Origin of the sequence: Pseudomonas sp. FSL R10-1350, assembly GCF_009600525.1 — a bacterium.
Classification (GTDB): Bacteria; Pseudomonadota; Gammaproteobacteria; order Pseudomonadales; family Pseudomonadaceae; genus Aquipseudomonas; species Aquipseudomonas helleri.
In genome coordinates this window covers 163,772-175,793 of the sequence record NZ_WIVR01000002.1, presented here as the reverse complement: position 1 = coordinate 175,793, position 12,022 = coordinate 163,772, and the positions used below count along the sequence as shown (strand labels likewise).

The window sequence follows — 12,022 nt, the reverse complement described above, 5'->3', positions numbered from 1 at the left end:
GGGCTTAGAGCGCCTTGCTGACCTTGATGTCGGTAAATACCTCGGTATCACCGTGGAGCTTTTTCAGTGCTTCACGTGCTTCTTCTTCGCTGCCGGTTTTGAGCTGGGCAAAGTCAAAGCGGCGTTCGTCGCTGAGCTTGTACTTGATGACGTATTTAACGGTGTCCACAATATTTCCTGTCTATTAAAGAGGTGTCAGGCTTAGCGCAGCTTGGAGGTCGAGCGACGTACGATCTTGATCGTAGGCTTGAACGAGGGCTTGCGGGTCACGCTGATGGCACGGGTGGTTACCGTATCGATGGTAATGTTCCAGAAACCGGTGCTTGGCGCGGTGATGCGAGCCGGGAAGTCTTTGAATGCGCCGCCGTGATAAGAGTGGCGCCCGCCATTCTTGAAGCTGCGAAAGTGCGCATCGCTCATCAGGCGGATGTTGCAGGGCTGGGAGCACTCGATAACGACAATGTCGTCTTCGTTAAGGTGCTCGCGCTGGTGAATGAACTTCATGTGGGCTCCAAAAAGGGGGCTTTTGCCAAAAAATCAGCACGATAGCACGTGCTTTAGTCCAAGCTTGGGTCTAAAGGCGCTTATTATGCCGTGGTTCAGGCGAGTCTGACGTAAAAGGCAGATAATTGGCCACTGTTGAAAACTTATTCCCTGACATCAGGGAGCAAAGTTAAAGATTTACTGTCTTAGGGTCTTTAACGGAGGAATTGTATGAAGTGGGGCGTTTTGGTGGCGGTGCTGGCGTTGGGTGGCTGTGCTTCAGTGACGGATATCGAACACACGATTCCTACCCTGAATGTTATTTCGGGCAAAAAACCGGACGCCTATGCTCAATGCCTGGTGCAACAGTTGTCCAAAACTCGAAACGACCCACAGATCGAGCCGCACAAAGATGGGCTGAGGATTATCGTGCCGCAAAAGCTGACCTCCAATCCAACGGCGGTCATTGATATCGAAGAGCGTTCAGGCGGCAGCAGCATCAAGGTCTATGAAAGCATGTCCAATGTGCCGGTTCGCCCGGGGGACATTCGTCAGTCAGCTACACATTGTATTTCTGGAGAGTAACGCAGGCACTTGATTCGCCCGCGTTCCCCATAAAACCTGACAGCGGCTCAAGGCTGCGTCAGGTTTTTTTATGCCTGTTTGCCGGGTTCCTTTGCTCATTGGTTGTGACTCTGTCGGAATTCCCCTACGCTCCATAAGGCTTATATTTTTTAGGCCTAAACTTATAACAATAATGGAGTGGGTCATGATTCCACTTAACCGAGTGCTGTTGGGCGGCGTAGTGCTGCTCACGCTCAACAGCGTACAGGCGCAAACCTCTGCCAACATTTACCTGCAGGGCGGGGCACAGCCCGGTGCCCTGGCGTGTGTGGCTTGCCACGGGGCTGATGGCATGGGGCTGGCACCTGCAGGTTTTCCGCGATTAGCCGGTATTTCTGCTGACTACCTGAGCAAACAGCTTCGCGACTTCCAAAGTGGCAAACGGGTCAGTCCTGTGATGCAGCCGCTGGCCAAGGCCTTGACTGATGACGAAATTGCCTTGGTCACCCAGGCTATTGCTGCGATGCCGGCGCCGCCAGTCCCGCTGATCAATCGAAGCAGCATGCCTGAAGGCGTGGGGGGAAACGCTGGCATTGCGTGGCGCCTGGGATCGGCAAATCCCGGAGTGCGTGAGTTGTCATGGGCTGGGCGGGGCAGGGGTGGGCAGCGCTTTCCCGCCACTGGCCAATCAGCCTGCGCTGTATCTGGTGGCGCAGTTGAATGCCTGGCGCGATGGCTCGCGCAAGAATGACCCCAACGACTTGATGGGCCATATCGCCAAGGCCATGAGTGAGGACGAAGTCAAAGCCGTGGCCGAGTATTTCTCAACCGTGGGCCACAAGGAGGTCGCGCCATGAAAAGCATGATGCCTGCTTGCGCGCTGTCGATGCTATTGAGCCCTGTCGTCCTGGCCGCCACGATCGCCATGGACGATCAGAGCCAGATCAAAATCCCGCCGGTGAGTGGCCACGGCCCGGAGTATTTCCAGCCGCCGCTGGAAAGCGAACTGCCGGATAACGCTTACGGAAAAATGGTTAAAGACGGTTATGCGCTGTTTGTCGATACCAAGCGCCAAGCCCCGCAGTTCGTGGGCAATGGCCTGAACTGTACCAACTGCCACCTGGATCAGGGGCGCATGGCCAATTCGGCGCCACTATGGGGTGCTTACCCGATGTACCCGGCCTATCGAAAGAAGAACGACAAGGTCAACACCTTTGCCGAGCGCTTGCAGGGCTGCTTTCAGTTCAGCATGAATGGCGGCACGCCCCCTGCGGCCGACAGTCGTGAGATCACCGCATTGTCGGTGTATGCCTATTGGTTATCGACCAAAGCGCCGGTGGGTGTCGAGTTGCCGGGGCGTGGCTATCCGGATGTCGCGCAGCCCGCCAGTGGCTACGATCTGGCGCGGGGCGCTGTGGTCTACAAGGACCAGTGTGCGATTTGTCATGGCGATAATGGCCAGGGGCAAAAGGTTGGCGCTGATTACGTGATGCCGCCGCTGTGGGGCAAGGAGTCTTATAACTGGGGGGCCGGCATGCACCGGATCAACACCGCTGCCTCGTTTATCAAACACAACATGCCACTGGGCAAGGCCAACAGCTTGAGCGATGAACAAGCGTGGGATGTGGCCGCCTACATCAATACCCATGAGCGGCCGCAGGATCCGCGGCTGGTAGAAGGCTCGGTCGAGAAAACCCGACTCAAGTACCACGCCAATGATGGTGTGAATGCTTACGGGCAGACCCTTAATGGCGTGTTGATAGGTGTCGGTACCCAATAAACAAGGCTGCCGCCCTCAGGCGGCAGAAGCGTCTATGCTCAATCCTTGCTGCGCCCGCGAGGTGCTGGCCCAGCAAGGTCTTCAAAGACTTCGGCAACCTCGATTGCGGCTTTTTCCGAGGAAAATGGTCCCGCGACGTGTTCGCCTGATGGAGCGACCATCCACCATTCTTTTGAACTGACATTTTTTATCAGGTAACCGTTGACGCTTTTTGTGGCTGACATCGAAGCTGGGACCTTTAAGAATCGAAAACGGCGGCAATAATACCGCCAATCGAGGGCGTTGGCCTCGTGATATGGCGTTTGGCCGCAATCTGCCTGGAGCAGCTGCAGGCGTGTTAACCGCTTCACCCAGTCGATGAGTAGTTGAAAAATAAGTAATTAATGAACTTGTTGGCTAAAAATTCATCTAGGTTGGCATCAGTTTGCTATTCGGGGCATTGTAACGTCGATGCCGCCTGATTAGACTGCGCCAAAATTCGAACGTACAGCCCTTTTAAGGACTCATATGATCAAGAAATGCTTGTTCCCAGCAGCCGGTTACGGCACTCGCTTTTTGCCAGCGACCAAGGCCATGCCAAAAGAAATGCTGCCGGTGGTGAACAAGCCACTGATCCAGTACGGGGTTGAAGAAGCACTGGACGCTGGCTTGAATGAAATTTCTATCGTCACAGGACGTGGCAAACGCGCACTGGAAGACCACTTCGACATCAGCTATGAGCTGGAAAACCAGATCAAGGGCACTGACAAAGAAAAATACCTGGTAGGCATCCGTCGCCTGCTGGATCAGTGTTCGTTCTCGTACACCCGTCAAACCGAAATGAAAGGCCTGGGCCACGCCATTTTGACTGGCCGCCCGCTGATCGGCGACGAGCCGTTTGCCGTGGTACTGGCAGATGACCTGTGCGTAAACCTGGAAGGCGACGGCGTACTGACGCAGATGGTCAAACTGTACAACCAGTACCGTTGCACCATCATCGCGATCCAGGAAGTTGATCCGCAAGAAACCAACAAGTACGGCGTCATCGCTGGCGATCTGATTGGTGATGACCTGTACCGCGTGCGCAACATGGTTGAAAAACCAGCACCGGAAGACGCGCCATCGAACCTGGCCATCATCGGCCGCTACATCCTGACTCCGGACATCTTCGACCTGATCAAGCAGACCGAGCCGGGTAAAGGTGGCGAGATCCAGATCACCGACGCCCTGATGAAACAGGCGCAAAACGGTTGCGTGATTGCCTACAAATTCAAAGGCAAGCGTTTCGACTGCGGTGGTGCTGAAGGCTACATCGAAGCAACCAACTTCTGCTTCGAAAACTTCTACAAAACCGGCAAGGCTTACTAACAGAGCCTGCGTGTAGAACGTTGCAAGACAAAGCCACCTTCGGGTGGCTTTGTCGTTTATTTGCCTCGCGTTAACCGTCGGCGCTGGTCAATCGCGCTGGAGCGATTATGCTGATGGCCTGCCTAGGAGAGAGAAATGGCCTACGAATTTGATTTGTTTGTAATTGGTGCGGGTTCCGGTGGTGTGCGTGCTGCACGCTTTGCTGCGGGTTTTGGGGCCAAAGTGGCGGTAGCAGAAAGCCGTTATCTGGGCGGTACCTGCGTGAACGTGGGCTGCGTGCCGAAAAAGCTGCTGGTCTACGGTGCGCACTTCGCCGAAGACTTCGAGCAAGCGTCCGGCTTTGGCTGGAGCCTGGGTGAAGCGAATTTTGACTGGGCGACCCTGATCGCCAACAAAGATCGCGAAATCCACCGCCTCAACGGTATTTACCGCAACCTGCTGGTCAACAGTGGCGTCACCCTGATGGAAGGTCACGCAAAACTGACCGGACCGAATGAGGTTGAAGTCAATGGCCAGCGTCATACGGCCAAACATATCCTGATCGCAACGGGCGGCTGGCCGCAGATCCCGGAGATTCCGGGGCATGAGCTGGCAATCAGCTCCAACGAAGCGTTCTTCCTCAAAGAACTGCCCAAGCGCGTGCTGGTGGTGGGTGGCGGCTACATCGCCGTGGAGTTCGCCGGGATCTTCCACGGCCTGGGCGCCCAGACGTCGTTGTTGTACCGCGGTGACATGTTCCTGCGTGGCTTTGACGGCGCAGTGCGCAAACACCTGCATGAAGAGCTGACCAAGCGCGGCATGGACGTGCAGTTCAACGCAGACATTGCACGCATCGACAAGCAGGCAGATGGCAGCCTCAAGGCCACCCTTAAAGACGGCCGTGAGCTAGAAGCCGATTGCGTGTTCTACGCGACGGGGCGCCGTCCGATGCTCGACAACCTCGGGCTGGAAAATACCGGGGTCAAACTCGACAAGCGCGGCTTTGTGCAAGTCGATGACCTGTACCAGAGCACCGAACCGTCGATTCTGGCGATTGGTGACGTGATTGGCCGTGTGCAACTCACGCCAGTGGCTTTGGCCGAAGGCATGGCGGTTGCGCGTCGTCTGTTCAAGCCTGAGCAGTATCGCCCCGTGGATTACCGCATGATCCCGACGGCGGTGTTCAGCTTGCCGAACATCGGCACGGTGGGGCTGAGCGAAGAACAGGCCATTGAAGACGGGCACAAGGTGCAGATCTTCGAGAGCAGCTTCCGCCCAATGAAACTGACCCTGACCGAGTGTCAGGAGCGTACGTTGATGAAGCTGGTGGTCGATGCCGACACCGATAAAGTGCTGGGCTGCCACATGGTAGGGCCAGAGGCGGGGGAGATCGTGCAGGGATTGGCGATTGCCTTGAAAGCCGGTGCAACCAAACAGCATTTTGACGAAACCATCGGCGTCCACCCGACGGCGGCTGAAGAATTCGTCACCATGCGCACGCCAGTTAAACGGTAAATCCCTTTGTAGGCGCGAGCTTGCCTCGCGATCTTTTAAACACTCAAAAGATCGCGAGACAAGCTCGCTCCTACAGGGTTTTTACTTAGTTGTCGTAGCCAAGGTTAGGCGCCAGCCAGCGTTCGGTCACGTTCAGGTCCTGACCTTTACGCGCGGTGTAGCTGTCGATCTGGTCTTTATCGACTTTACCTACAGCAAAGTACTGCGCTTGCGGGTGCGCGAAGTACCAGCCGCTCACCGCAGCTGCCGGGAACATTGCGTAGTGCTCGGTCAGGAACACGCCGCTCTGGCCTGCACGCATTTCTTGTGCTTCTGGGTCCAGCAAGGCAAACAACGTCGCTTTTTCAGTGTGGTCCGGGCACGCCGGGTAGCCGGGAGCAGGGCGGATGCCGCTGTACTGCTCTTTGATCAACGCCTCGTTGTCCAGGTGCTCATCCTTGGCATAGCCCCAGTAGTTTGTCCGCACTTGTTGGTGCAGCCACTCGGCGCAAGCCTCGGCCAAACGGTCGGCCAGGGCCTTGACCATGATCGAGTTGTAGTCGTCGCCTGCATCCTGGTAGGCCTTGGCCACTTCTTCGGCGCCGATCCCCGCGGTGGTGATAAAGCCGCCCACGTAGTCGGTCACGCCGCTGTCTTTTGCCGCAACAAAGTCGGCCAGCGAGAAGTTTGGTTTGCCATCGGTCTTGATGATTTGTTGGCGCAGGTGATGCAGCTTGGCCAAAGGTTTGCCGTCGTCACCGTAGAGCTCCAGATCGTCATCGTTAACCTGGTTGGCAGGCCAGAAACCAAAGACCGCCCGCGCACTGATCAGCTTTTCATCAATCAGTTTTTTCAGCATCTCTTGCGCGTCGGCGTACAACGCTCTTGCCGCTTCGCCGACCACTTCGTCGTCGAGGATGCGCGGGAACTTGCCGGCCAGGTCCCAAGAGATAAAGAACGGCGTCCAGTCGATGTACTCAGCCAGCACCTTGAGGTCGATATTGTCCAGCACCTTGGCGCCCGTGAACGTCGGTTTGACGGGCTGGTAGGTGGCCCAGTCGAACTGCGGCTTCTTGGCAATCGATGCGGCATAGCTCAAGCGTTCGGTGCGGGCGCTGCGGTTTGCCGTGCGCTCGCGCACCTCAACGTACTCTTCGCGGGTTTTCTCGACAAAACCGGCCTTGAGTTCCTTGGACAGCAGCTGGGTAGCCACGCCCACGGCCCGCGAGGCGTCGGTGACGTAAACCACAGCATCATTTTGATACTTGGGTTCGATCTTGACCGCAGTGTGCGCCTTGGAAGTTGTGGCGCCGCCGATCATTAGCGGCAGATGGAAGTCCTGGCGCTGCATTTCACGGGCGACGTGCACCATTTCATCCAGTGACGGAGTAATCAGACCGGACAAGCCGATGATGTCGCATTTCTGTTCTTTGGCTACTTGCAGAATTTTTTCCGCAGGCACCATAACGCCCAGGTCAACGATGTCGTAGCCGTTACAACCCAGCACCACACCTACGATGTTCTTGCCGATGTCATGCACATCGCCTTTCACCGTGGCCATGAGGATCTTGCCTTTGGCTTCTGGCTTGTCGCCTTTTTCCAGTTCGATAAACGGGATCAGGTGGGCCACCGCCTGTTTCATCACGCGGGCGGACTTCACCACCTGCGGCAGGAACATTTTGCCCGCGCCAAACAGGTCGCCGACGATATTCATGCCCGACATCAGCGGGCCTTCAATCACCTCAATCGGGCGGCTGAAGGACAGGCGCGACTCTTCGGTGTCTTCGACGATATGGGTGGTGATGCCCTTGACCAGTGCGTGCTCCAGACGCTTGTTGACGTCCCAGCTGCGCCATTCTTCGGTCTCGGCCTCTTTGACGCTGCCATCGCCCTTGTACTTGTCGGCAATCGCCAACAGGTTGTCCGTGGCGTCCGGGGTGCGGTTGAGCACCACATCTTCGACGGCATCGCGCAGTTCAACCGGGATCTGGTCGTAGATTTCCAGTTGCCCGGCGTTAACGATACCCATGGTCAGGCCGCTGCGAATGGCGTACAGCAGGAACACCGAGTGGATCGCCTCACGCACCGGGTTGTTGCCACGGAACGAGAACGATACGTTGGACACACCGCCCGAGGTCAGGGCATACGGCAGTTCATCGCGGATGTAGGCGCAGGCGTTGATGAAGTCCACTGCATAGTTGTTGTGCTCTTCAATGCCGGTGGCCACGGCGAAGATGTTCGGGTCGAAGATGATGTCTTGCGGCGGGAAGCCGACTTCATTGACCAGAATGTCGTAGGAGCGTTTGCAGATCTCTTTTTTGCGTGCTTCGGTGTCAGCCTGGCCCGCTTCGTCAAATGCCATCACCACCACGGCAGCGCCATAGCGCTTGCACAGTTTGGCGTGGTGGATGAACTGCTCGACGCCTTCTTTCATGCTGATCGAGTTGACGATGCCTTTGCCCTGAATGCACTTGAGGCCCGCTTCAATCACGTCCCACTTGGAGGAGTCGATCATGATCGGTACGCGGGAGATATCCGGCTCGCCGGCAATCAGGTTGAGGAAGGTAATCATCGCCTTCTTCGAATCCAGCATGCCTTCGTCCATGTTGATGTCGATGATCTGCGCACCGGCTTCAACTTGTTGCAGGGCCACTTCGAGGGCTTCGGTGTAGTTGTCTTCACGGATCAGGCGGGCAAAGCGCGCAGAACCGGTGATGTTGGTACGTTCGCCGACGTTGACGAACAACGAACTGCGATCAATGGTGAACGGCTCAAGGCCCGACAGGCGGCAAGCCTTCGGGATGTCCGGGATCTGGCGCGGCGCGTAACCGGCCACGGCATTGGCGATGGCCTGGATGTGGCCCGGCGTGGTACCGCAGCAGCCGCCGACAATGTTCAAAAAACCGCTTTGGGCGAACTCTTCAATCACCTTGGCGGTTTGTGCAGGCAGTTCATCGTACTCGCCGAATTCGTTTGGCAAACCCGCGTTGGGGTGAGCCGAGACGTGGGTGTCGGCCTTGTTCGACAACTCTTCGAGGTAAGGACGCAGTTCGCTGGCGCCCAGTGCGCAGTTCAAACCCACCGAAATCGGCTTGGCATGGCTCACAGAGTTCCAGAACGCTTCGGTGGTCTGGCCCGACAGCGTGCGGCCGGAGGCGTCGGTGATGGTGCCGGAGATCATGATCGGCAACTCAAAGCCCAGCTCTTCGAACACGCCTTGCACGGCGAAGATCGCGGCCTTGGCATTCAAGGTGTCGAAAATGGTTTCGATCAGGATCAGGTCGGCGCCGCCTTCGATCAGGCCCTTGGTGGCCTCGGTGTAGTTTTCCACCAGTTCATCGAAGGTAACGTTGCGGTAGCCGGGGTTGTTGACGTCTGGCGACAGCGAACAGGTACGGCTGGTCGGACCGAGCACTCCCGCAACAAAACGCGGTTTGTCCGGGGTTTCAAGGGTCTTGGCGTCGGCCACCTTGCGCGCAAGGCGTGCGCCTTCTACGTTTAGCTCGTAGGCGAGGGCCTGCATGCCGTAGTCGGCCTGGGAAACTTGAGTGGCGTTAAAGGTGTTGGTTTCGAGAATGTCGGCACCGGCATCCAGGTAGGCTTTTTCAATCGAGCCAATGACATCCGGGCGGGTGATGACCAAAAGGTCGTTGTTGCCTTTGACATCGCTCGGCCAATCGGCAAAACGCGTGCCACGATAGTCGTGTTCCTCAAGGCGGTAGCTTTGGATCATAGTACCCATGCCGCCATCGAGAATCAGAATGCGCTCTTTGAGGGCTTGCTGAAGTGCTTGGATACGAGCGCTGCGGTCAGACATAGGACTACCTGTTAGAGCCATGCAAAAGATGGCAAATCATAACAAACCTGCGCCTAATTTGAGCGCCGGAAGATTTGCATGAATTCAGCTCATGTTGAAAGACGTGTAGCACGGGTAGAATCGCGACATTTCAATATCAGGACAATGGCACATGTTTTTTCGCCTACTCACCGGCGCCGTGACGCTGGTGGTGTGTAGTACAGCGCTGGGACAAGCCCCGCTGGCGAGTCCGGCTATATCCTACACACGGGACATACAGCCGATCCTTACCGAAAAATGCGTTGCTTGCCATGCGTGCAACGACGCCGCCTGCCAGCTCAATTTGGGCAGTGCCGAGGGCGCTACCCGTGGCGCCAGTAAAGTGCCTGTCTATAAAGGAGACCGCACTACACCGGTTGCACCCACGCGGATTTTCTACGATGCCAGCGGCCCGGATGAGTGGCGCCGCAAAGGTTTTTACTCGGTGCTCGATGCGCAAGGCGCGCAAGCGGCCTTGATGGAGCGGATGCTTGAGCTGGGCCATAACACCCCGCTGACGCCCAATGCCAAGTTGCCAGAAGAAATCGTCCTGGGGCTGAACCGAGATAACTCATGCCCCGCGCCGGGCGAGTTCGATGCCTACGCCCAAAAACACCCTAAAGAAGGCATGCCCCTGGCCGTCACCGGCCTCACCGACAAGCAATACCAAACCGTGCAGACCTGGCTCAAGCAAGGCGCACCGGTTGACCAGCATGCTATCAAGCCAAGCGCAGGTGAAGCGGCGCAGATTGCTGAATGGGAAGCGCTGCTCAATCGTCCGGGCTCAACAGAGGCGTTGGTCGGGCGCTGGCTGTTCGAACACTTGTTCCTCGCCCATACGTATTTTGACAACGGCGTGCCAGGGCATTTCTTCCAGTGGGTGCGTTCGCGCACGCCGAGCGGTCAGCCGATTGACCTGATCGCCACCCGCCGTCCAAATGATGATCCGGGCACCACGTTCTATTACCGGTTAATGCCGGTACAAGGCGTGATCGTGCACAAAACCCACATCACTTACCCGATGGGCAAGCAAAAACTTGAGCGGGTCAAGCAGCTGTTTTATAGCGGCGACTGGCATGCCACTTCGCTGCCGGGTTACGGGCCGCGCAGCCGCGCCAACCCGTTTGAAACCTTTGAAGCGATCCCGGCCGTGGCGCGTTATCAGTTCATGCTCGATAACGCCGAGTATTTTGTGCGCACCTTTATTCGCGGGCCGGTGTGCCGCGGGCAAATTGCCACGGACGTAATCCGTGACAACTTCTGGGCGCTGTTCCAGGAACCTGCCCACGACCGCTATATCACGGATGCCGCCTATCGGGGCGAAGCAACGCCATTGCTGGCGATGCCGGGGCAGAACGATGACGTCGGCAGTGTTCTTTCGCTGTGGCACAGCTTCCGTGACAAGCGCAATGAATACGTAAAACTGCGTCAAGATGCTTACGCCGACATGCCGCCTCCCAGCTGGGCAACTCTGTGGGCGGGCAATGACAATGCGCTGCTGACGATCTTTCGGCACTTTGACAGCGCCAGCGTCACCAAGGGCTTGATCGGTGAAGTGCCGCAGACGATGTGGCTGTTCGACTTTCCGTTGCTCGAGCGAACCTACTATCAGTTGGCGGTCAACTTTGATGTGTTCGGCAACGTTTCGCATCAGGCTCAGACGCGGTTGTACTTTGACTTGATCCGTAACGGTGCTGAGGCCAACTTTTTGCGCCTGATGCCGGCAGACTCGCGCGCCAGCATCCTCAGTGACTGGTACCAGAACAGCGGCAAGATCAAGATGTGGCTGGATTACGAAAAAATCGACACCAGCACGCCAACCGGCATGATCCTCGATCCGACTGATCCAAAGCGTGACTTTGCCCTCAAGTTAATTGACCGCGCTGGCACCTTGAATGCCAACCCGGATCCGATTAACCGTTGCACCGGCGCTTATTGCTCGCGACCTGATATTGCACAGGAGTTCCAGTTCGCCGAGCAATCACTCAGCCGTCTGACTGCGCGTCCGGCAGCGGGGCTGGCGGTCATCAATCAATTGCCGGAAGCGACCATGCTGCGCATTGAAGGCAACAACGGTGACCGCGAGATGTACAGCATGTTGCGCAACCGTGCCCACAGCAACGTGGCCTTTATGCTCGGCGAGGCCTACCGCCTGCAACCCGGGTTGGACACGCTGACTATTTTCCCGGGCGTGCTCAGCAGTTACCCGAACTTCATGTTCAACATTCCGGCGGCTGATGTTGAGGCGTTTGTCGAAGCGATGGAGCAATCCAAAGATCAGAAAAGCTTTGAGGCTATCGTCGAGCGGTGGGGCGTTCGCCGCAGCAACCCGCAGTTCTGGCAGTACTTCCATGATATTGGCGAGTACATCAATGAGACCGATCCGGTTGAAGCGGGTGTTTTGGACATGAATCGCTACGAAAACCTGTAATGCGGCCGGTAATAATTTAACAAGAGAGGGCAGATTGCCTGACAAAAACACTAGGACTTTGTCAGGCGCGCCGATTGGCGTAAACTGCCCCCCATGTCTGCGAGGAGAT

General features: G+C 56.8%; 9 protein-coding genes and 1 pseudogene. 6 read left to right on the top strand and 4 right to left on the bottom strand.

The features are described from left to right. Positions 1-4 precede the first annotated feature (4 nt). Complete coding sequence (locus GHO25_RS26060; protein ID WP_088500292.1) at positions 5-169, bottom strand: hypothetical protein; 165 nt, start codon at positions 167-169, stop codon at positions 5-7. 32 nt (positions 170-201) lie between these two features. Then, positions 202-504, bottom strand: coding sequence for a DUF1883 domain-containing protein (locus GHO25_RS01745; RefSeq protein WP_048373382.1), 303 nt, complete (start codon positions 502-504; stop codon positions 202-204). A gap of 210 nt (positions 505-714) precedes the next feature. Here GHO25_RS01745 and GHO25_RS01740 point away from each other — a divergent pair, with 210 nt between their 5' ends. The 3 genes and pseudogenes from GHO25_RS01740 to GHO25_RS01730 all read left to right on the top strand — a co-directional run bounded on the left by GHO25_RS01740 (position 715) and on the right by GHO25_RS01730 (position 2,827). Beyond that, positions 715-1,068: a hypothetical protein gene (locus tag GHO25_RS01740; RefSeq protein WP_048373380.1), complete on the top strand. Its 354-nt coding sequence runs from the start codon at positions 715-717 to the stop codon at positions 1,066-1,068. Between the two features lie 184 nt (positions 1,069-1,252). After that, positions 1,253-1,904, top strand: a pseudogene (locus GHO25_RS01735) (cytochrome c). 5 nt (positions 1,905-1,909) lie between these two features. Beyond that, on the top strand, positions 1,910-2,827 hold the full coding sequence (locus tag GHO25_RS01730) for a c-type cytochrome (RefSeq protein ID WP_372240917.1): 918 nt from the start codon (positions 1,910-1,912) through the stop codon (positions 2,825-2,827). Positions 2,828-2,865: 38 nt separating this feature from the next. Here GHO25_RS01730 and GHO25_RS01725 read toward each other — a convergent pair whose 3' ends face one another. Further along, a complete protein-coding gene (locus tag GHO25_RS01725; RefSeq protein ID WP_082148795.1) occupies positions 2,866-3,051 on the bottom strand; it encodes a hypothetical protein in 186 nt (61 codons plus the stop codon). Between the two features lie 283 nt (positions 3,052-3,334). Between GHO25_RS01725 and galU the strand changes: the two genes are divergently transcribed. After that, a complete protein-coding gene (gene galU / locus GHO25_RS01720) occupies positions 3,335-4,174 on the top strand; it encodes a UTP--glucose-1-phosphate uridylyltransferase GalU (protein WP_048373375.1) in 840 nt (279 codons plus the stop codon). Positions 4,175-4,309: 135 nt separating this feature from the next. Then, positions 4,310-5,668: a glutathione-disulfide reductase gene (gorA, locus tag GHO25_RS01715; protein ID WP_048373373.1), complete on the top strand. Its 1,359-nt coding sequence runs from the start codon at positions 4,310-4,312 to the stop codon at positions 5,666-5,668. 85 nt (positions 5,669-5,753) lie between these two features. Here gorA and metH read toward each other — a convergent pair whose 3' ends face one another. Beyond that, complete coding sequence (gene metH, locus GHO25_RS01710; RefSeq protein ID WP_153389701.1) at positions 5,754-9,464, bottom strand: methionine synthase; 3,711 nt, start codon at positions 9,462-9,464, stop codon at positions 5,754-5,756. A 151-nt stretch (positions 9,465-9,615) separates the two neighbouring features. Here metH and GHO25_RS01705 point away from each other — a divergent pair, with 151 nt between their 5' ends. Next, positions 9,616-11,913, top strand: a complete 2,298-nt coding sequence (locus GHO25_RS01705; RefSeq protein ID WP_153373101.1) for a fatty acid cis/trans isomerase — start codon at positions 9,616-9,618, stop codon at positions 11,911-11,913. The last annotated feature ends 109 nt before the right edge of the window (positions 11,914-12,022 follow it).